The organism is Desulfomarina profundi (genome assembly GCF_019703855.1).
GTDB classification, from domain to species: Bacteria; Desulfobacterota; Desulfobulbia; order Desulfobulbales; family Desulfocapsaceae; genus Desulfomarina; species Desulfomarina profundi.
In genome coordinates this window covers 2,642,862-2,663,204 of record NZ_AP024086.1, presented here as the reverse complement: position 1 = coordinate 2,663,204, position 20,343 = coordinate 2,642,862, and the positions used below count along the sequence as shown (strand labels likewise).

Here is a 20,343-nt window from a genome sequence, read left to right as displayed (position 1 = left end):
ATGAACGATAACAGCAATTATTCCCGGCATGTTCCGGTGAGCAGAAGGGTTCGCGACATATCCCCATCGGCTACCAAGGAGATGGCGAACCTGGCCGCTAAAACAGGGGGGTGTGTGTCCCTGGGGCAGGGTGTTCCGTCTTTTGCCACGCCAGATCATATCGTTGCAGCGGTTACGGAAATTATGCATTCAGACCCCGCCAGCGGCAAATATACCCTGCAGAGCGGTATGATTCAGCTTCGTGAATGTATTGCAGGGTATCTGTTGCAGGAAAAAAATATCAGCGTTAATCCTGAAAATGAGATCTGTGTGACCGTCGGAGGTATGGAAGCTCTGCTGACAACCATTTTTACCGTGATTGATCCGGGGGATGAGATCATTCTTCCTTCACCGACATACGCTTCTTATATTGAACAGGTTCTGCTTGCCGGTGGTATTCCAAAGTTTGTTCCCCTCACCCGTGACTGGGGTCTGGATCTGCCTGCAATCAGGCAGGCAGTAAATCCAAAGACAAAGGCTGTAATGCTCTGCAACCCCGGGAATCCTACGGGAACGGTTTTTTCCGATGACCAGACGATGGAGCTTGGCAGGATGGCGGTAGACTGTAATTTTGTGATTATTACGGATGAAGCCTACGATTATATTCTTTATTCAAATGAAACCCTGACCAGCCTGCTCGGCCTGAAAACAATGAGAGAACATATTATCTCGGTGTTCTCTCTTTCCAAGAAATATGCTCTCACCGGTTGGCGGATAGGTTGGGTTGCGGCTGATCAACGATGGATGGAGCAGATCATGAAAGTTCATGATGCAACAACCATCTGCGCCCCGACCCCCTCCCAGTTTGCCGCCCTGGTCGCCCTTGAAGGGGACCAGGAATGTGTTACCCACATGCGAAATGCACTTGTAAGGCGAAGGACTCTCTGTTGCTCCAGGCTCGACGGGCTTTCAGAGTATTTTTCGTATGTCCCGCCAAAGGGTGCTTTTTACGTAATGGCAAAATACCTGTTTTCCGATTCACCATCAAGGGAAGTCGCAACACGATTACTGCAGGAGGCAAAGGTCATCACCGTTCCCGGTGGTTCTTTCGGGCCGGGCGGAGAAGGGCACCTTCGGCTCTCCTTCGGTGGGAAGTCGGATGAGATCAATGAGGCCTTTGACCGGATCGAACGATGGCTTGTCCGATTTGGTTAGCCCGCGTTTCGATATCATTCATTTTGGGGGATGGTTCTGTTCTGCCCCGCAGAAGGAACAGTACTGATGTAAGTTCCTGAGGCTTTCAGGGTCTGTTCAATCTGCTGTAGATCGGTTTTTGCGGGATTAAAAACAACGCTGTTTATTTCACTGTTATCCAGCCAGCCTCTTGTGACGTTGATGATTCCGGGCTGCCCTTCCAGGGCGGCTTTACCGACGTCGTATCACGCCACCACAAATGTCCCCTGCCGAGCCTGGGTGCCTGATTGATCGGCTAAACTTCCTGGAACCTGAAAAAAACCTGAAACAAACATCAGCAGTGATATGAAAAAGAGTTTCATGTTGTCTCCTTTTTTTTATATTCGGCTCTGTGCCTTGTTTTAATAACTTAAGCTTTTTTTATGTCATGTCCAATGGTAGCCGATCTTATTAATTCGGAGCCATCTAATGCAGCGATGTAAGCTTTTGGTAAACTGTTTTCTCCAAACTTGTACTCCTGAACTTGGTGCTTTAGGTTGTCAATATCGAGAGTACCTTCAGTTTTTAATTGGATCTTGATTTGGAAGTTATGTTAGAATTAAATTAAACACTTTATTGTTGTGGGGAGATGATGTTTGGTTTTTTTAAAAGAAACAAAGAGGTTACGGTTGGTGGCCGGAAAAATCGTTTTCCTGTGTCTTCCTCTGTAAAAACGGATATTGAAGAAAAAATATATGTGAAAGGAACAAGGATTTCCTGGCACAATGATTTGATAGAAGAGTTCAAAGACGAACATGTCATGTTGATATCTCTGTTCAGTTCCATTGTTGCCGCCCTGGACAGGGGAGATTGTTCGTCGGTACGGCTTTACCTGAAGGAGTTCAAGAGAGAACTTATTTCCCATATCTTAAGGGAAAACGTGCTGCTGTATGTTTATCTGAAATACCTCTATATTGATGATCGAAATAAACGGGATCTGGCCAGGAAGATGCAGAAGGAAATGACAGCAATAGGTAACATGGTTTTTGTTTTTATCAGTAAGGCGACAGCAGAAGGAGCGGTCTATGATGATGATTTCAGAAAAGAACTGGAGGCCGTCGGAGAACAGCTGACCCGGAGGATCCAGGTCGAGGAAGAGGGCCTTTATAATCTCTATACTCATCCGGAGAGCGTTCATTAAAAACATTTTGTAGCAGCCTGGTTAAATATTTCATATTTGTTTTCTCCTTGTTTTCCGCAAAGTTTTGCAATAGGTTGTCAGGGTTTGTGCAAGGTGGTTCTCTGCAGGTTTCCTGAAGTACAGCCAGACAAGGACGAGTGAAATGTTTACCGGAGAAATATTGGCTTTCGCCACCGTGCTTTGCTGGACTGTGAGTGTTCAGTTTTTTGAGGCTGCTTCCAGACGGGTTGGAGCCATTCCCGTCAATATTATACGAATCACGGTGGCCCTGCTTCTTTTCACCACTCTGCTGCTGATACGGCGAGGCAGTTTTCTTCCTTTGCAGTTTCCCGCCCACGCGTGGATATATCTCAGTCTTTCCGGAATAATCGGTTTTTTTATCGGCGATATTTTTCTTTTTCAGTCTTTTGTGGAAATTGGTCCCCGAATCGCCATGCTGATATTTTCTCTTGCAGCTCCCGCATCTGCTGTAATCGGTTACCTGTTTCTCGGTGAAATCTATACCATGCAGCAATGGTCAGGAATGCTGATGACACTCTTCGGCGTGGGAACAGTTATTCTGGAAAAAGGCGGCGGGACCCGTGACCAGCAGGAACAACAAAGAAGGCATGTGTCTCCCAAGGGGGTTGTTTTTGCTGGTATTGCCATGCTGGGTCAGGCTGTGGGCTATGTGTTCAGTAAAATCGGCATGCAGGTGGAAGCGGGATACCTGGATGCATTTTCAGCCACTCAGATACGTGCTCTTGCGGCCTTTGTCTGTTTCCTTTTTTATTTCACACTCACCGGCAGGTGGCAAAAGGTCAGGTTGGCCCTGACAGATGGAAGAGCTGTGGCGTTGACCGCTGTCGGAGCAGTTGTAGGACCATTTCTTGGAGTTTCCCTGTCACTGGCTGTCCTTCATTATCTGAGTGTCGGCGTTGCCTCTACTATTCTCTCCCTTGTTCCTGTAGTCATTATCCCTTTTTCCGTGTTCTTACATAAGGAGCATGTCTCTGCCAGGGCTGTTGCCGGTGCATGTATTGCCGTAATGGGTATCTATTTTCTTATGACCTGAATAGGTTTTGGCTATTCAAGTTCTATTCTGAATTTTTTCTCTCCCTGTTCCAGGATGACTCCCCGGCGGGTGATTTCCATGAGCCGAAGCTGCGGGTCAATTCTATCCCCCTCCCTGAGAATGGCGTTATTAATAATAATCATACGTTTTGAAGGAACAGTAGACCAGGCATGCCCGGCAAAGTGGAGTTGCGGAAATGTATCTTTTGTTGTCACAGGAAGTTCTGCCCGATCCGGAATCTGGTGTGGAAGGATTTGAGCAATCTTCTGCGGCGGTTTCTCCAGGGGATCGGTTGGAGTTTTACCTTTCCAGGCGAGGGATGTTATCGTCAGTTTCGAAAGCTTTACGGTTGACACCCTGGGAGTCATGTTCGCAGTTTCCTGATGACCCTGTTCGACCTGTTCTTTCTGTTCAGGGCTTGAGGATTTATAAAACCAGGTTCCAAAGGAGATGGAAAGAATGAGTATTAAACAGGAAAGAAAAACAGGCCTGCCAAATTCCGAAAAATCAAAAGGCAGGGAAATCGGTAAGGGGTCACGTATGAAATCGTAACTGTGCTTTTCATCATGTTGTCTTTTTGCTGCCGACTTTTTTAATGCATTCAGAATATATGACATAAGATCATTTTCCCTTGGTTGTCGACGTCTTTTGCATGTTATCCTGGATATTATCTGGATTTTTCTGAGCGGAGATCCATGAAGTATTTTGGGAGAACAGTGTTGCAACACTATTTATCTTTCCGGTCATGAAAAAAAATAATACCAGGCAGGCCAGGAGAACAAGGAAAAGTGTTATAACAACAGGGCGCTGCCTTGAGGATAGAGGAGCTGGTGGCCCTTTCAGCACTTCACCTGCTGCTGTTTTTGCGATTGTTGCAGTAACACGTTCTTTTGAACCGGCATAAGCACCCAGGAGGGCCTGGTTGCAGATCAGGTTGATTATTCTCGGTATTCCCCGGGAAGATACAATTATGTGATGAATTGCTTTTCGCGAAAAAAGTGAAATTCCGGGACCACCGGCGAGCACGATTCTATGGTTGATATAATTTTTTACTTCATCCGCGGGAAGAGGATGAAGATGGTAGCGGGTGGTGATGCGTTGATTGATCTGGGCAAGTTGTTCGCCCCTGAGCGTGTCGCGGAGTTCCGATTGCCCCAGCAGCACAATTTTCAACAGCTTTTGGTTATCTGTTTCCAGGTTTGTCAGGAGACGGAGTTGCTCCAGCACATCCAGTTCAAGATTCTGGGCTTCGTCAATTATAAGAATACAGTTTTTACCTGCTGCATGGGCGGTCAGGAAATATCTATTAAGGAGATCAATATAGACCTTATTGGAAACAGGGTGGGATGGAGCCGATACCCCGAATTCTTCGCATATTGTTTTCAAAAGCTCTGTAATCGTGAGACTGGGATTTAAAACAAGTGCATATTCGGTGTGTTCAGGAAGTCTATCCACCATACACCGGCACAGGGTTGTTTTACCTGTACCCACATCTCCCGTAAGCAGTACGATGCATCCGTCATTTTCTGTTCCGTAAAGAAGATGAGCCAGGGCTTCCTGGTGTGGCGTGCTCATGTAAATGAACTCGGGTTCCAGGGCTATTGAAAATGGTTTTTTCTCTAAACCAAAATATTGGGTGTACATGTGACGGAACGCAGTTAAATTTCGGGTAAGTGAGTGGTTCGAGTTTTGTTTTGCTCTTCAGGCCAGCTTTTAATCCATGCTTCTCAGTCTGAAAATCCCGTCACTGAAGGCGGTTTTGCGTAGTCGGATTTTCTTTTGCATGTCACCTTTCGGACATCCGTCAGCAATGTATCCTGTTCATTTTGAATCTGTTGATAGAAATCCCTATAATCAAAGTGAGGGGAAAGAACAGGTTGCACCACCATCGAATGCACACGAATTCAAGTTTATTTTACAATCATTTCATCGGAAAAGTCATTTTTTTAATTTTGCTTACCCATGAAACTCAGTCAATCAGGAGATACGGTAATTTTATCAGGCTGTAATTCAGGAAAGTATGTCCCTGTTTTTTACGTTCCTTTTCTTCTGGCATGATGAGTTTGTAATTGATATAACAAATATTATGCCTGTATATGAATATAAATGTCTCGACAGAAAAGGAAAGACATCAAAGGGAATTATCGATGCTGAAAGTGAATCAACCGCTCGAATCAAATTACGTTCTTCAGGATTGTATCCGGTTTTCATCGGAGAAGCGGATGGCAGGCGGGAAGCAGGCGGCGGAAAAGAAAAAACTTTCAGTATTTTCAGCCGGATCGGTTCAGATGAAATAAGTGTCATGACCCGGCAGCTCGCCACCCTGCTCGGAGCTGGTGTTCCAATGGTCCAGGCTCTGGATTCTCTGGTGGAGCAGACCGCCAACAAAGCCTTGCAAAGAGTTCTGGCTCAAATAAAAGTTTCGGTAAATGAAGGAAACACGCTCAGCAGCGCTCTCATGGATCATCCGAAACTGTTTTCTTCCATTTATGCCAACATGGTGCGGGCGGGTGAGGCATCGGGTTCTCTTGATATCGTCCTTGAAAAGCTGGCGGATTTCAGTGAAAAGCAGGAAGCGCTCAGGGGACGTTTACGTGCTGCTCTTGTGTATCCTGTATTTATGGCGGTTATCGGCAGTGCAATTCTGTTTGTGCTGCTGACCTATATTGTTCCTAACATCACAAAAGTTTTTGCTGATATGGACAAGGTTTTGCCCATGCCCACCCTCTTTCTTCTTGGCGTAAGCGGCTTTTTAAGAGCATACTGGTGGGTGGTGGCTGGAGCCGGAGCAGCAGGAGTTTTCGGCATACGCTGGCTGCTTGGCCGGCCCTATGGCCGCCGTGTCTGGGATTTGCTTAAATTGAAAGTTCCAATCATCGGTCCAGTAGTCCGAAAAATCATTCTCGCCCGGTTCGCTTCAACCCTGGAGAGTCTTCTGGGGAGTGGCGTTGAACTGGTGACTTCAATGGGAATTGTTCGCACACTTGTTAATAATGTCCATATTGATGAGGTTCTTGATGAAACTGTATCACAGATTCAAAAAGGTCAGAATATTGCGGATTCTCTTTCATCTTCCCGGTGGTTTCCGCCAATGTTTGTGCAGATGATTGCTGTGGGCGAGCAGAGCGGCAATCTGGAGAACATGCTCGGCAAGATGGCCAAATCCTATGAGCGTGAAGTTGACACAGCGGTTCAGGCCATGACTTCACTTCTTGAACCGATTATGATTGTTGTGATGGGGGCCGCTGTAGGATTTGTTGTGCTCTCGATACTGTTACCGATTTTTGAGATGAATCAGATGGTTGGATGAAAAAACCTGATTGGCATGAAAAACTCAGGCATATCTCAAGGGTTATGTATGTCACCATAAACCGGTTTCATAAGCAGTGAGGAAAGATAATGAATTACAGACTGAGCATTATATCAATCATTTTCATGTCGTTTTTCCTCTTTTCAACAGATCTCAGGGGAGCTGTTGAAACAATAGATACAAGTTTTGCTGAAGACGGGTTTGTTGTCAGGGATTTCGGCATTGGGGATGACGAGATTCTTGCAATGACAGTGCAGCCGGACGGCAAGGTTCTTGTCGCCGGATACAGCAGTAATGGCGCTGTCAGTGAAGTTACTGTTTCCCGTTACCTGCCTGATGGAAAACCGGATACTTCTTTTCATTCTAACGGGGTGTTTACTTATAACCTGGGGAGTGAAGACAGTACCGCACGTTCCCTGGCACTGTTGGAAGACGGCAGGATTGCCGTGCTCAGTACAGGTTTTGACGAAAATCCGCTTCTGGGCCTTTTTATTCTGGAGTCAGATGGCTATCCCGATAAAACGTTTGGGGAAAATGGCCTGCAGACACTTTCCGTTGAAGGTGAAAAGATAGTCTCGGCCGACTTGAAAACAGATACCGACACTGCTTTTTTTATTGGTGCAACGGTGACTGGAGCTGATTTTTCCCGTTCTTTTCTTTTTCGTCTGAATGCACAGGGTGAAGAGGATGGAAGTTTTGGTGAAAACGGTGTTGTTACCGTCGATTCTAATTCCGAGTCATGGCTTCAGTCTCTCCTGATTCTGCAAAAAGATACAATTCTTGTGGGCGGGGCAGTTGACCGGGATGGTTCCCGGCAAGCAGCCCTCTGGCAATTTACTGAGGATGGCAGTGTTGACCGGATGTTTGCTGAGCGGGGTGAGTTGCTGCCGGAAATCGGTGGTGTTGCTTCTACTGTCAGGGATCTATCCGTTGGCCTGGATGGAAAGGTTCTTCTTGCCGGAACCAGCAGGGATGAACAGGGCAGTCGTGCTTTTGTTTTATGCCTGAATAAAGACTTCAGCACTGATGAGACTTTTGCTGAACAGGGAATTTTCAAAAGTGTCCTGCAGCATGAGACAGAGGGACTTACTGTTACGACAGACGACCGTGGAGATGTGATACTTGCCGGGATAACAGGATCTGCTGGAAACAGGGATGTTGTCCTGTGGACAATACCGATACGGGCAGGCAGTGGGGATATTGTCGGGGAAAAAGAATTGCCGGAAAACAGTTTGGTTTCTTCGAAGATTATCACCGATATGGCCGGCACGGATGATGTCGGTTATGTGGTGACTGTTCTTGAATCGGGGAAGGTACTGGTTGCGGGATCGACCGGAAAATCAGGGGACAGGGATTTTCTGCTGGCCCGTTATGCTTCCGGCAGGACAGAGTCTGATTCCCGGGTTGGAGCTGGGGGCGAGGGCGTAGTCACAGAAGAGTATCGTCTGCAGACCTTACCGGTAACCGATATTTCCCACATTGGAGGTATCAGCGGTGGAATCATCACCGACACCCGGACCCTTTCCTGCGAGAGCTCGTGTGTTGCAGAATGTGGAGAAACTGAAACAACATGTTATACTGAATGCCTTGAAACATGCGAAAACCGACCGACCATTACATTACGGGGGGTCAGTTTCAGTTTAAAAAGGGAGCCGCAATACAACGCAGATGAGGAAGAAGAACCGGCAACCGTCGAAAACATAACTTCAATATTCGGGAAAAAAGTCACGAAACAGTCCTTTCTCTTTAACCTGGTTCGCTCGGGTCAGACCGAGGATGGTAGCGGGACAGGTGAATATGAAAGTATAGTCACTGATGTAACTCCTGGAATGACCTATTACCTTCGTGCCTATGCTGTTCTGTCTGATGGTAAAATCCTGTATGGAAATGAAGTGCAGTTCACAACGGATGATGCCTGTTTCATTGCCACTGCAGCCTATGGTTCACCGGGAGACCCGTGTGTGGCGATTCTCCGTGTTTTTCGTGATTCTTTTCTCATGACAAATGCATTCGGCAGGAAACTGGTTGCCACCTATTATCACCTGTCTCCTGTTGCCGCATCAGTAATACAACAGAGCAAAATCCTGCGGTTTGCCGTTCGGATTCTTTTGTACCCCTTTGTTCTTTTTGCCCTGTTTATGGTGAAAACGCCCCTGTTGATAAAATATACGATTATTGTAATTGCAGTTGTGTCCGCCGGGATTGTTCTCGTGCGGAGAAATAGAACCTGAATCAATATCTGTCGGTCAATTGCCGATATATGCAGCCTGTCTTGATAACTATGAAAAAACAGAGAATAAATGAGCATGTCAGAGTGTTGGGAGATTACAGGGGATTTACCCTTATTGAATTGCTGGTGGTCCTTGTTATTATTGGTATTCTGGCTGGTTATATTGGCCCCAAACTGATGGGCCATCCGGAAGAGGCCAAGCGGACCAAAGCTGCTCTTCAGATCCAGAGTCTGGAAACTGCTCTCAAAATGTATAAGCTTGACAATGATGTGTACCCTTCAACGGATCAGGGATTGCAGGCCCTGGTGGAACCACCTTCCATAGGAAAACTTCCTCCGAAATGGAAGCCTGGCGGCTACCTGGAAAAATCAAAAGTTCCTCTTGATCCCTGGGGGAATGAATATGTTTATCTCAGTCCCGGAGTGCACGGAGATATTGACATAAGTTCTTATGGCCAGGACGGAGAAGAGGGAGGGGAGGGTGATGCGCGGGATATCAATAACTGGGACATCGAGTAATGGTGCGGGGAGATTCCTGTGTAAGAGGATTTACCCTGATCGAAATGATTGTTGTACTCGCCCTTATCAGCATCATGCTGTTTATCGGTTTACCTGCATTTCGTGATAATCTGTTTGACAGCAGTTTGAAATCGACTTCAAGAAAGGTCATTGGTTTTGTAAAGGGTGTGCGTGAGTTGGCTGTTCGGGAGAGACAATCGTATTATCTCTATATTGATATGATTGATCAAACCCTTCGCTTTTCACAGGATTCGGATAAACCGGTATGGCTGGAGCCGATGGCCTATTCAAAACAGACTCAGCAAATTCCAACTATGCCGGATTCAGAAAAGGAGGCGAAAAGAGAAAAAACCGGCCACCAGGATCAACTTGTTTTTCCTGATGGAGTACGGATTTTTGAGGTTCAGACTGCAGATTCAGGGAAAATTGCGGAAGGAGAAAAAAAGATATGGATCAGTCAAAAAGGATATATGGAACAGATGGTTCTGCACCTGGAAGACAGAAATAAAAAAATATTCAGTCTGCATTTCCAGCCTTTTCTGGAAAATGTCACTATCTATGAAACATATACCCCCATTCCCTGATGCCGGACAGAACATATGCCATTGAAAACCGACAGAACTGTGCCGGTTTTACCCTGTTGGAAGTAATGATAGCAGTGGCTATTATGGCCATTGCCCTTGTTTCCCTGTATGGATCCCAGTCAATGGGGTTGTCCTATGCAATAGAAGCACGTTTTTACTCGGTTGCTGCTTCGCTCGCCGAGACAAAAATGGCGGAATTGCAATCCGGAGTAACCGGCTCTGCCCAGGTAAATGGTGATTTCGGAGAAAAATATCCCGGATATACGTGGCAGGTTTCAATTGACGAGGTTGCACTGCGCGAAATTGTTGCTTCCGCTGCTCCGTGGAAAAAACTGGAGAAAATTGATCTCCAGGTGCAACAAAATGGCTCGCCATACAGCTATACGTTGAGATATTACCGGGCCACAGGGCATGAATAGGAAAAATCACTTGAAAATCTGTCCAGGTAATAAGGGGTTTACCCTGATTGAACTGCTTCTGGCGATTTTTATCTTTGGGCTTGTTATTTCAACTGTCTATAGTGTGTATCATGCGACATTTCTCGTTGTTAACACTACTGGAGAAAAAATGGAAGTCGCCGGCAGGGCGCGGGTGGCACTTGAACGCATACATGAAGATCTTTTTTCCCTGTTCTTGGGAAAGGCTGGATTTTTTTCAGGAGAACACCATGAAAATTCCGGTATGGACAGTGACGGACTCTCATTTTTTTCATCTCTTCATATCAGTTTTAAAAAGGGAGAGGAGGGCAGTGGAACTGCCCTGATTGAATACTTTGTTGAAGAGGATGGAAAAACGGGACTTTTGAATTTATACCGTTCAGACAGGGTTTTTTTGCCCGGAATCAAGATGGAAAAGGAAAAAAGACAGAAATACCTGCTCTGTGACCGGCTGAAAGGTGTTCGCTTTTTATACTATGATGTTGACGGTGTGCAGCATGATGAATGGCACAGCGACGGGGAACAGACTGTTGATGATGAAAAGAACAAATTTCCGGCAATGGTTTCAATTGCTCTGCGTTTTGATAACTCCGCTGCCGATGATGATGTTACAGTTTTCACAACCGCTGTTGCCCTGCAGAGGAAAAAATGAAGGGACCGGCTGCAGGAAAATCCGTTTTTACGGATGAAAAGGGAATGGCCCTGTTGCTGACCGTAATGATCGTCGGTCTGCTTGTCGGTATCACCATGATGTTCCACCAGAAAAGTTGGCAAAATTATCGTCAGGCTGATTCCTACAAGACAAACAGCTACTTGAGAACTGTCGCCGAATCGGGAATCAATATCGGTACTGAACTGCTCTATAAAAAAAAGGGGGAGGATCCTTTTGATTCATTTCTTGACAGTTGGGCAACCCTGAAAGAAGAAACGTTCATCCCTCTGTTTGACAAGGGCCGCCTGCAGCTTGTTATTGAGGATCTGTCCGGCAGGTTGCAGATCAACAGCCTTGCCAAAACCGGTGGAACACCTGGTGGGCAGAAGAAATCCGGGAAAAAGGGTGGAACTTCGACGGCGGAAAACCTGCGAAAAATACTGTATCAGCTGTTGTTGTCCGGTGAATTTGCCTTGCAGGTGGAGGAGGATGCAAGAGATATTGTTGATGCCATCGTTGACTGGATAGACAAGGATGATAACGAGTCGGATTATGGCGCCGAGTCAAATTATTATCAGGCATTGGATCCGCCGTATGAGTGTAGAAACGGTCCTGTGGAAACAATTGAAGAGCTTTTGCTTGTGAAGGGTGTGACGCCGATCCTTTTGTTTGGAGACGGTAAAAAAAGAGGTTTGGCTGATTTTATTACCGTCTACGGTAATGACGGCAGAATGAACATTAATACCATGGATCCTTTGCTGGTCAAAAGTATGGATTCACAGATTGGAGCTGAACTGGCAACCGCTTTTGACCTGTTCAGAAAAGATAAAACCAACAAAGAAGCCCTCGCTGATCCCGGCTGGTATAAAAAAGTGTCAGCATGGCCCGGTGATGTTGTTTTAAGTGAAAAACTGCTGACAACAAAGAGCTCATATTTTTTACTTCACTCTGCAGGAAAAGACGGATCCCGCTCATATTATGTTACTGCTGTTGTCAGAAGAAATGGGGATGGAACCATGGAAGTGGTTCACAGGAAGGTGGAATAACGTATGGCAGAAATAATTATTTGTCTTGATATTACCGAAGATGCCATTACCGCCGTTCGGGTTGAAAGGCAGGCAAAGGTTCTTGTCATTGTTGAGTGCAATTCCGTCTCCCTGCACAGTCTCACCCTGGAAGAAGGGCTGGCCAGGCTGGAGAAGATGGTGGACCTGTCTTCCAAAGGAGATTCCCGGCTCTCCCTGGGTGGTGAGTTTTTCTCTTTTCGAAATCTGTCGTTACCTTTTGTTGACAGGAAAAAGATCCGCCAGGTTCTTCCCTACGAGCTTGAAAGTTCTTCTGTCGTGGATCCGGAAAAACTGCATATGGATTTTCTGGTTTCAGGAACCGGTGGAGAAGAGGCAGATATTATTGCGGCAGTATTGGAAAAGGATATTTTCTCCGGGCTGCTGGCCTCACTGAACGCTGTTGGATTTGATCCCGATTCAGTTGAAATCCGGTCCGGCAGGGTGGCACTGCATTTGGCAGGCGTGTTACGGGGAGATTGTCTGTTCCTGGACAGGTATGGTTCCCAGGTCGGGCTTTTCTTTGTACGGGATGGCAGAATTGTTCTTGTGCGGACATTGTCACTGGAACCCGCCGGTGAGAAAAATGGATCCGACCGGGGTGAACTGTTTATTCGCCGCTTAAAACAGACACTTATTGCAGCCCGCCTGACTCAATCGCAAAAAAACGCCTTTACTATCTGCTTTTTTGGGGACAGTTCCGATCTCGATGATGCTCTTTCCCGATTTGCCGACTCTGAGGGCGTGGAAGTTAAAAAATACTGCCTGACTGATCAGCCACTGATTAAAATCGATCCGTCCCTGCGGAAACGGTATAATAGCGAGGTAATGGATGCCGCTTTTTCACTGGCAATAAAGGAGAAGGGGAAGAACAGTCTCCTGAATTTCCGTCGCGATGAATTCAGGAAGACGAAAGGATCCGTGCCGTTCAGGGGAATGTATTTGAAGATGGGTGTTTTTCTTCTGATTGTCCTCGCTGTCGCGGGAGCATACCTGGGGTATGATTACCGGGTAACATCAGGTCGTCATACCGTACTGAAACAACAGATTGTTTCGGTTTTCAAAGAGACATTGCCCCGGGTCAAGCGGGTTGTGAATCCGGTCAGGCAGTTGCAGGCGGAGATCAATGAACTTAAAAAAACATATAAAAATAATGAGTTTGCAAGTGGTTATGGCATTGTTCCCTTGTTGGCGGAAATTTCTGCCAGAATTCCTCCTTCCTATCCGATTGAGGTCAGGCGGATGGTTATCGATACGGATATGGTCAGAATGAATGGGACAACAACCGATTTCAATACAGTGGACAATATCCAGAAGGAACTCGAGAAATCTTCTTATTTTCAAGATGTTATCATAAGCTCTGCCAGCCAGGACACGGATGGGAAAGGGGTTCGGTTCGAGTTGAGGCTGAACCTTTTCTACCGGGACAGATAGATGCGTATCAATTATTTTCAATATTTAAGGCAGAAGTCAGGTATTGACAGCCTTGATGAGCGCGACAGAAAAGTGCTTTTCTGGGGTGCTGTATTTGTCTGCTGTTTTCTGGTTCTGCAACTTGGTATTCTCCCTTTCTGGCAGGCCAGGCAGCACCTGGGGAAATCCATTGTACGCAAAAAGGAGGAGCTGGTCACCATACGGAGACTGCAGAATGAGTATCGTAAATTGAAAGCTGAGGAAGGTGGAATTTATGAGAAGGTAAAACTGCGTTCCACTGATTTCACCCTTTTTACCTTCCTGGACACACGGGCAGCGCGGGTCGGCGTAAAAAAGATGATTCAATATATGAAACCTTCCACCGAGGAGGGGGAGGGTAATCTGCGGGAATTTATGGTGGAAATGAAGCTGCAGGGAGTTGGTTTGAAACAACTGGTCGAATTTCTGCTGGCAATTGAATCTGAAAAAAATGTTGTGGCGGTCAAACGTATTGCTATCCAGGAAAATGGAGCGCGAAAAGGTACACTTGATGTCGTATTACAGGTAACAACCTATGAGTTGAAGGCTGAGAAATGAAAAAAATTGTCTCTCCACGCTTCTTTTTTTATCTGTTTTACGGGCTGGTTCTGACAGCTGTTTTGCTCTATGTCCGGTTTCCTTCCGGGACTTTGAAAACCTATTGCGAGCATCGTCTTGAGCAGTTTACAGGGGTAGAGAGATGTTCAATTGGAGAAATTGTGTACCATTTCCCTTTTGGTTTCGAGGCAAAACGAGTTAAGCTCTTGATGAAGCCAGGGAATCAGGGTCGGATCAGGATAGATGCTTTTCACCTGTCTCCTGCCGGAAAGGATATATTTGGGCAGTGGCGCCTGGAGGGTTCCTGTTACGGAGGGACTTTCAGTGCGTTACTTGAAATAAAGCCGAAAAGAAAAGCGTATGTTTTGCAAAAGATCAGGATCGAGAATATCGATCTGTCTGTTTTTTCTTCATCCATGCCTGTTATGGGGAGAGAGTTGACGGGACAGCTGTTTTTCTCCGGGGGATACAAAGCCCGGTTTGATAAACCCATGGCTGGAGATGGAGAGGGCCGGCTGGTTCTCAACAAGGGAACAGTCCCGTTGACCAGATCACTGTTGACTCTTACAGCAATAGATTTTGATAAGCTGGAGATGAAACTGCAACTGCAGGATCACCAGGTATTGATTCGGGAAGGAAAGATGCAGGGAAAAGATATGGATGCGGAAGTGACGGGTATGGTACGTGCTCCTTTTTTACCGCCGGAGGGGCGTTTGCAATTGAGTGGATTACTCTTCCTTCATGATACATTTCTGGCCGAAAGACCAGTCATCAGCAGGTTTATCGGTAAATTGAAACAGCGTTCCGGGAAACCGGCTCTTCGTTTCAATGTTGGAGGGACTATGGAAAAACCGACATTCAGACTGGCTTCTGCCGGGACAATGTAGTGCGGGTTAAAACGTAAAGACTTTTATAAAAAACACTATGACACAACGGTTTTCCAGTATATTACCGCTTCTGCTCATAACACTTATTTGTGTCGGTATTGTGGAGGGTGGTTACAGCGGGTTGGAATATTTCCTGTTGAGGAATTTTAAGGAAAACCGGAAGATTTCTGAAAAACCTCCCGTTACGCAACCGGAAAAAACTGTGGCTGAAAAATCAGAGCAATCACTCGATTACCATATTATTTTTAAACGAAATCTTTTTGGTGAACCTGCAGGCAAGAACAATATAATGGAGAAAAACAGTGTTATCCCGGAAGAACTGGAAGCAACTCGCCTCAATATTGTTTTAAAAGGAACAATTCACGGAGCAAAAAAGAAGGAAACCAGAGCCATTATTCTGGACGGGAGCACAGCCCGGCAGAACCTTTACCGGCAGGGGGATTTTGTGCAGGGTGCCATGATCAGAAAGATTTTGCGCGGAAAGGTGGTGCTTTCCCATAATGGTAGGGATGAAATTCTGGAAATGGGCGAAACGGCAGGTTCTCCGGAGCCTGCTGCTCCTGTTGCCGTGGAGCCGGCAAAACGTGCCGCGCCCCTGCGGCGGCCGGTTCTTGTCGGCAGGATGGTTGGTTCAAAAAAGGTTCAACCTCGCCCACCTTCCCAGCCGCAAAAAGCAGGAGCTGAAGAACAACCCATTGAATAAAGGTAAAAAACGAATGAACAGGCTGTTTCAGATATTTCATATTTTGCTGATGATCTTTTTGCTTGCGTCCTCTGTGGTGTTGGCCGCGGAAAAACTGCCTCATCCTCTTCCGGGAACCATGGCTGAGTCTTCAGACAGGAACCAACGGTTTATCACCATTGACTTTGACAGTGTGGATATTCGTCTTTTTATTAAATATATCAGCGAACTGACAGGTAAAAATTTTGTGGTTGATAAATCAGTTCAGGGTAATGTCACCATCGTTTCACCAACCAAAATTTCTGAAGAAGAGGCATACCGGGTTTTTGAATCGGTCCTGGAAGTTCATGGTTATACCACAGTGAAATCCGGATCGGTGATTAAAATTCTGCCGGCTGCCAAGGCACGCTTTCAGAATGTTGAAACAATGCGGATCGGTATGTCTCATGATCCGGAAGACAAGATCGTGACCCAGCTGGTTCCGTTGAAATACAGTTCACCTCTCGAGATGAAGAAGGTGTTGACTCCCCTTGTTTCCAAAAGCTCAGTGGTGATAGCCCATACCCCTTCCGGAATGCTGATCATAACCGAGACTCTGTCCAATATTCAGAAACTGCTCGGGATTATCAAGGTGCTTGATGTGGAATCCAAGGAAGCTGAAGTTGCCGTGATTCCCCTTGAAAATGGTTCCGCTGCATCTCTTGCCAAAATCCTGGACAAAATCTTTCAGAAAAATGTTCCACGAAAAGGGGCACGACCGGCATTCACCCAACGCGTTAAAGTTGTACCTTATGAGCGGGTAAACAGTCTGGTCATTCTTGCCGGATCCACGGAAATCGAAAGGGTAAAAAGCCTTGTGAAACTTCTGGATCGTGAAGTTGAGCGGGGAGAGGGCAATATCCATGTGTTTTATCTGCAGAACGCCACCGCAGTAGAGCTTGCCAAGGTATTGAATGCCTTGCCGGAAACCGGAACAAGTATAAAAAACAAGGGCAAGGCACCACCTATTTCAAAAGATGTCAAAATCATGCCTGATGAGGAGACCAATTCCCTTGTTATCCGGGCAACCAAAGAAGAATACATGGTGCTGGAAGATGTGATTAAGAAGCTCGATATTCCAAGGCGAATGGTATACCTGGAGGCTCTTATCATGGAGGTGGATACCAACAAAACCTTTGATGTCGGAGTGCAGTGGGGTGGTGGTGGAGCCTTTTCCGAAGGTACCGGGCAGGTGGCTGTCGGTTTCAGTGGCAATACCGATCCTCCTTTTGATATGTTGGGGGGAATAAGCAGCACGGATCCTGTTTTGCCGACAGGGTTTTCCTTTGGTGTTCTGAAACAGGGAATACGTATCGGTGGAGTGACTTTTCCCGATATTGCCGCAATTCTCAGGGCCTATAAAAGTGATTCAGACATAAATATTATTTCTACTCCGCAGATATTGACGACTGATAATAAAAAGGCGGTGATGAGTGCCGGGGAGAATGTGCCGTATATCACCTCACAGAATACAACCGTCGGTGATCAGGATTATACCCAGTATGAGTACAAGGATGTATCCACCAAGCTCACCATAACGCCTCATATCAACCAGGCCAATACCCTTCGGTTGGAAATATCCACGGAAATAATAAAGCTGAAGGAAAAGGATGCCGCCGATAAATTTCGTCCCACGACCTACAAAAGAACAGTGGAAACGACTGTAATTATCAATGACAATGATACGGTTGTCATCGGAGGTATTATCGGGCAGGACGCAGCGGAAAGTGAATGGAAGGTACCGCTTCTTGGAGACATTCCCTGGCTTGGCTGGTTATTCAAAACCCATACAACTACAAGCGTAAAAACCAATATGTTTATTTTTATCACTCCCCATATAATCAGAAACCCGGCAGATCTTGCGGCGGTAACCATGAAGAAGGAGGATGATATGGGGACGGTACTGCCCACTGTAGCTAAAGAACTGCATAAAAAGGATAACCCGGAACATGCGGACAGGCTGGTTTCCACCGGATTTGAAAAATTACAGGCAGGCAGGCTGGAGGAGGCGAAAAATTATTTCCAGGAGGCTCTTGATATTGATCCTGAGAATCCTTTTGCCCTTATGGATATGGGGGTTGTCCTGGAAAAGGAGGGAAATATTCAGGGCGCACTGCAGATGTATCGGGCCGTAATTGCATTGAATACCGGGGAAGTTGCCACCAGAACGAGTGAACCTGGAAAGAATGGTACTTCTCTTTCGCAGATTGCCCAGGAGAATATTGAACGTATTACAAAGAAAGAATGACGGTTTATAGCGGTTATTTTCTGGTTCCCTGAAAATTCCACTACGGAAAGTGCTTTCACGGCAGTCAGATTTTTATTTTTTTTGTGTCTAAAAGGCTGAGCCATTTGCTCAGGCCATGCTGGTTTTTATGAAAAATCTCGGACAGATATTAATAGAGAGAGGTCTTGTTGAAGAAAAGGTGGTGCATGACGCTCTTGAAAAACAGCAGGAAAATGAGGACCGTCTGGGGGAAATTCTAAAAAAACAGGGGAATATCAGCGAACTTGACTTGCTTCAAGCACTCGGGATTCAATACGAATTAGAGGTACGACGGGAATTGCCGCTGGAGATATCCACCGGATTTACAGAAAAACTGCCCATCGGTTTTCTGAAAACCAATAAACTCGTTCCGGTGATCTGCGCCGAAGAACAGTTTATAGCCTTGAATGATCCTGCTCTTTTTCAACCACTTGATGATGTGCGTCGTATTCTTGGTCTGACAGATATACCGGTAGTTCTGGCTCCACTTGTATCCATCTTCAACGCAATCAATTACAGTTATGACCTGACCCAGAGTTCCGCCGATGAAGTGCTGGCTGATATGGATGAAGAGGATCCTGAAAGGCTCTTTTCAGAGATAGAGGAGATTGGTGATCTGCTGGATGACACCAGTGATTCCCCAGTCATCAGGCTGGTCAACCTCATGTTTTCCCAGGCGGTCCGGGACAGGGCTTCTGATATTCATATTGAGCCATACCAGAACAGTCTGAAGATTCGCCAGCGGCTGGATGGGATTCTCTATGATATGCTCAGCCCGCCTAAACATGTGCAATCGGCACTTGTTTCCAGGGTGAAGGTTATGGCAAAGCTTGACATTGCGGAAAAGCGCCTGCCCCAGGATGGCCGTATCGAGTTGAAAATAGCAGACCGGGAAATTGACGTGAGGGTCTCCACTCTGCCCACCGCTTTTGGCGAACGGGTTGTCCTGAGGCTTTTGCAGAAATCGTCCGTCCTGCTCTCCCTGAAGGAGCTGGGCATGCCGGAGGACCGGTTTATCCCCTTTGAAAAGGAAATCAGGGCCGCCAACGGTATTGTCCTTGTGACCGGCCCAACCGGTTCCGGAAAAACCACAACGCTTTATGCGGCGCTTTCGGCCATTAATAATACTGATATCAATATAATCACCGTTGAAGACCCCATCGAATATCGTATTAACGGTATCGGCCAGGTTCAGGTTAACCCGAAAATCAACCTGACCTTTGCCTCAGGACTCCGTTCCATTGTCCGTCAGGATCCGGATGTTATTCTGGTGGGTGAAATCCGGGACACGGAAACAGCGGAAATAGCCATCCAGTCTGCCCTGACCGGTCACCTGGTCTTTTCAACCCTCCATACCAACGATTCAGCCAGTGCCATTACCCGCCTCAGGGATATGGGGATTGAACCGTTTCTGATCGCCTCCTCCATCAATGCTGTTCTTGCCCAGAGACTGGTACGGATTATCTGCCCCCATTGCCGGGAAGAGTATATTGCCGACGAGGTGGAGCTGGCCCGTATAGGCCTTTCCAGAGAAGAGTCAAATGGAGGACGGGTCAGCCGGGGACGGGGTTGCCCGGAATGCCACAATACAGGCTATAAGGGCCGATGCGGTATCTATGAACTGCTGCTCATGAGCCGGGACATGAAATCACTTGTCCTCAAAACTTCCGATGCCAACCAGATCAAGGAGCGGGCCGTCGCAAACGGCATGATAACTCTTCGCAGGGACGGGGCGATGAAAGTGCTTCAGGGGATTACCACGGTAGAAGAGGTTTTTCGGGTTTCAGTGGAATAGCAGTGAATTATAAGCTGTACTTCTCGCGGCTCCGGCACAGTTCACACTATTGCCGCACTGACTATGAAAACGGCTGTGTTGATTCAGCAACAGAGTTTTTTTCCTCACTATTATCAGCTTGATTTCGTAAGTTTTTCCTGTTATGAAATTTGTCAGGCATAGGTGTTTCTGTATGGCCCTAATTCTTGTCAGCATGAGGTGAAGTTTTGGCAAAATTAGCTTCCATTGTCTGAAACAGACTAACTGCATGATGAGCTTGATTCCTCAGGTGCTCAGCTCGATGTTTTTCTTTCAAGACAGCAAGTGGACACGGTTCGGAATTGGGAAAGCCATATTTATGGTAAAAACCAAGATAATATCGCATCCATTTCAAGTAGTACCTGTGTTGCCCGGATGGAATTCTCTGTTGACCGATATAAGTTACGAATTGGTTGGCGAGTTGAGCAGGGAGTTGCAACATG

18 protein-coding genes are annotated in these 20,343 nt (G+C 46.4%); 16 read left to right on the top strand and 2 right to left on the bottom strand.

What is annotated here, in order from left to right; all coding sequences use genetic code 11:
• From LO777_RS12255 to LO777_RS12245, 3 genes are all read left to right on the top strand, one after another.
• Positions 1 to 1,194: a pyridoxal phosphate-dependent aminotransferase gene (locus tag LO777_RS12255; protein ID WP_228854183.1), complete on the top strand. Its 1,194-nt coding sequence runs from the start codon at positions 1 to 3 to the stop codon at positions 1,192 to 1,194.
• A gap of 607 nt (positions 1,195 to 1,801) precedes the next feature.
• A complete protein-coding gene (locus LO777_RS12250; RefSeq protein ID WP_228854182.1) occupies positions 1,802 to 2,353 on the top strand; it encodes a hemerythrin domain-containing protein in 552 nt (183 codons plus the stop codon).
• A 142-nt stretch (positions 2,354 to 2,495) separates the two neighbouring features.
• Positions 2,496 to 3,407 (top strand): DMT family transporter, encoded by a 912-nt coding sequence (locus LO777_RS12245; RefSeq protein ID WP_228854181.1) that lies wholly within the window; start codon positions 2,496 to 2,498, stop codon positions 3,405 to 3,407.
• An 11-nt stretch (positions 3,408 to 3,418) separates the two neighbouring features.
• Here LO777_RS12245 and LO777_RS12240 read toward each other — a convergent pair whose 3' ends face one another.
• On the bottom strand, positions 3,419 to 4,024 hold the full coding sequence (locus tag LO777_RS12240; protein ID WP_228854180.1) for a general secretion pathway protein GspB: 606 nt from the start codon (positions 4,022 to 4,024) through the stop codon (positions 3,419 to 3,421).
• A 4-nt stretch (positions 4,025 to 4,028) separates the two neighbouring features.
• Positions 4,029 to 4,982 carry an ExeA family protein gene (locus LO777_RS12235; protein WP_228854179.1) on the bottom strand — a complete coding sequence of 318 codons (954 nt, stop codon included), beginning with the start codon at positions 4,980 to 4,982 and terminating at the stop codon, positions 4,029 to 4,031.
• A 445-nt stretch (positions 4,983 to 5,427) separates the two neighbouring features.
• Here LO777_RS12235 and gspF point away from each other — a divergent pair, with 445 nt between their 5' ends.
• From gspF to gspE, 13 genes are all read left to right on the top strand, one after another.
• Positions 5,428 to 6,717: a type II secretion system inner membrane protein GspF gene (gene gspF / locus LO777_RS12230; protein WP_228854178.1), complete on the top strand. Its 1,290-nt coding sequence runs from the start codon at positions 5,428 to 5,430 to the stop codon at positions 6,715 to 6,717.
• Between the two features lie 89 nt (positions 6,718 to 6,806).
• Entirely contained in the window at positions 6,807 to 8,948 is a 2,142-nt protein-coding gene (locus LO777_RS12225; protein ID WP_228854177.1) for a delta-60 repeat domain-containing protein, read from the top strand.
• Between the two features lie 50 nt (positions 8,949 to 8,998).
• Positions 8,999 to 9,466: a type II secretion system major pseudopilin GspG gene (gspG, locus tag LO777_RS12220; protein WP_228854176.1), complete on the top strand. Its 468-nt coding sequence runs from the start codon at positions 8,999 to 9,001 to the stop codon at positions 9,464 to 9,466.
• Positions 9,466 to 10,050 (top strand): pilus assembly FimT family protein, encoded by a 585-nt coding sequence (locus LO777_RS12215; RefSeq protein ID WP_228854175.1) that lies wholly within the window; start codon positions 9,466 to 9,468, stop codon positions 10,048 to 10,050. Before gspG ends, LO777_RS12215 begins: the two co-directional genes overlap by 1 nt.
• On the top strand, positions 10,050 to 10,469 hold the full coding sequence (locus LO777_RS12210; protein ID WP_228854174.1) for a type IV pilus modification PilV family protein: 420 nt from the start codon (positions 10,050 to 10,052) through the stop codon (positions 10,467 to 10,469). The genes LO777_RS12215 and LO777_RS12210 overlap by 1 nt, the downstream gene beginning before the upstream one ends.
• Positions 10,470 to 10,479: 10 nt before the next feature.
• Positions 10,480 to 11,139, top strand: coding sequence for a PulJ/GspJ family protein (locus LO777_RS12205; RefSeq protein WP_228854173.1), 660 nt, complete (start codon positions 10,480 to 10,482; stop codon positions 11,137 to 11,139).
• On the top strand, positions 11,136 to 12,185 hold the full coding sequence (locus tag LO777_RS12200) for a type II secretion system minor pseudopilin (protein WP_228854172.1): 1,050 nt from the start codon (positions 11,136 to 11,138) through the stop codon (positions 12,183 to 12,185). The genes LO777_RS12205 and LO777_RS12200 overlap by 4 nt, the downstream gene beginning before the upstream one ends.
• A 3-nt stretch (positions 12,186 to 12,188) precedes the next feature.
• Positions 12,189 to 13,637, top strand: coding sequence for a PilN domain-containing protein (locus tag LO777_RS12195; RefSeq protein ID WP_228854171.1), 1,449 nt, complete (start codon positions 12,189 to 12,191; stop codon positions 13,635 to 13,637).
• Complete coding sequence (gene gspM / locus LO777_RS12190; RefSeq protein WP_228854170.1) at positions 13,638 to 14,213, top strand: type II secretion system protein GspM; 576 nt, start codon at positions 13,638 to 13,640, stop codon at positions 14,211 to 14,213.
• Complete coding sequence (gene gspN / locus LO777_RS12185; protein WP_228854169.1) at positions 14,210 to 15,100, top strand: type II secretion system protein GspN; 891 nt, start codon at positions 14,210 to 14,212, stop codon at positions 15,098 to 15,100. Before gspM ends, gspN begins: the two co-directional genes overlap by 4 nt.
• 37 nt (positions 15,101 to 15,137) lie before the next feature.
• Entirely contained in the window at positions 15,138 to 15,803 is a 666-nt protein-coding gene (locus tag LO777_RS12180) for a type II secretion system protein N (RefSeq protein ID WP_228854168.1), read from the top strand.
• A 13-nt stretch (positions 15,804 to 15,816) separates the two neighbouring features.
• Positions 15,817 to 18,069, top strand: a complete 2,253-nt coding sequence (gspD, locus tag LO777_RS12175; RefSeq protein WP_228854167.1) for a type II secretion system secretin GspD — start codon at positions 15,817 to 15,819, stop codon at positions 18,067 to 18,069.
• A gap of 127 nt (positions 18,070 to 18,196) precedes the next feature.
• On the top strand, positions 18,197 to 19,882 hold the full coding sequence (gspE, locus tag LO777_RS12170; protein ID WP_228854166.1) for a type II secretion system ATPase GspE: 1,686 nt from the start codon (positions 18,197 to 18,199) through the stop codon (positions 19,880 to 19,882).
• Positions 19,883 to 20,343: the final 461 nt, after the last annotated feature.

What these genes read in the sequence shown, in the direction of transcription:
- LO777_RS12255 (WP_228854183.1), top strand. Translation starts at nt 1, where the DNA reads ATGAACGATAACAGCAATTATTCCCGGCATGTTCCGGTGAGCAGAAGG.
- LO777_RS12250 (WP_228854182.1), top strand. Translation starts at nt 1,802, where the DNA reads ATGATGTTTGGTTTTTTTAAAAGAAACAAAGAGGTTACGGTTGGTGGC.
- LO777_RS12245 (WP_228854181.1), top strand. Translation starts at nt 2,496, where the DNA reads ATGTTTACCGGAGAAATATTGGCTTTCGCCACCGTGCTTTGCTGGACT.
- LO777_RS12240 (WP_228854180.1), bottom strand. Translation starts at nt 4,024, where the DNA reads ATGTCATATATTCTGAATGCATTAAAAAAGTCGGCAGCAAAAAGACAA.
- LO777_RS12235 (WP_228854179.1), bottom strand. Translation starts at nt 4,982, where the DNA reads ATGAGCACGCCACACCAGGAAGCCCTGGCTCATCTTCTTTACGGAACA.
- gspF (WP_228854178.1), top strand. Translation starts at nt 5,428, where the DNA reads ATGTCCCTGTTTTTTACGTTCCTTTTCTTCTGGCATGATGAGTTTGTA.
- LO777_RS12225 (WP_228854177.1), top strand. Translation starts at nt 6,807, where the DNA reads ATGAATTACAGACTGAGCATTATATCAATCATTTTCATGTCGTTTTTC.
- gspG (WP_228854176.1), top strand. Translation starts at nt 8,999, where the DNA reads ATGAAAAAACAGAGAATAAATGAGCATGTCAGAGTGTTGGGAGATTAC.
- LO777_RS12215 (WP_228854175.1), top strand. Translation starts at nt 9,466, where the DNA reads ATGGTGCGGGGAGATTCCTGTGTAAGAGGATTTACCCTGATCGAAATG.
- LO777_RS12210 (WP_228854174.1), top strand. Translation starts at nt 10,050, where the DNA reads ATGCCGGACAGAACATATGCCATTGAAAACCGACAGAACTGTGCCGGT.
- LO777_RS12200 (WP_228854172.1), top strand. Translation starts at nt 11,136, where the DNA reads ATGAAGGGACCGGCTGCAGGAAAATCCGTTTTTACGGATGAAAAGGGA.
- LO777_RS12195 (WP_228854171.1), top strand. Translation starts at nt 12,189, where the DNA reads ATGGCAGAAATAATTATTTGTCTTGATATTACCGAAGATGCCATTACC.
- gspM (WP_228854170.1), top strand. Translation starts at nt 13,638, where the DNA reads ATGCGTATCAATTATTTTCAATATTTAAGGCAGAAGTCAGGTATTGAC.
- gspN (WP_228854169.1), top strand. Translation starts at nt 14,210, where the DNA reads ATGAAAAAAATTGTCTCTCCACGCTTCTTTTTTTATCTGTTTTACGGG.
- LO777_RS12180 (WP_228854168.1), top strand. Translation starts at nt 15,138, where the DNA reads ATGACACAACGGTTTTCCAGTATATTACCGCTTCTGCTCATAACACTT.
- gspD (WP_228854167.1), top strand. Translation starts at nt 15,817, where the DNA reads ATGAACAGGCTGTTTCAGATATTTCATATTTTGCTGATGATCTTTTTG.
- gspE (WP_228854166.1), top strand. Translation starts at nt 18,197, where the DNA reads ATGAAAAATCTCGGACAGATATTAATAGAGAGAGGTCTTGTTGAAGAA.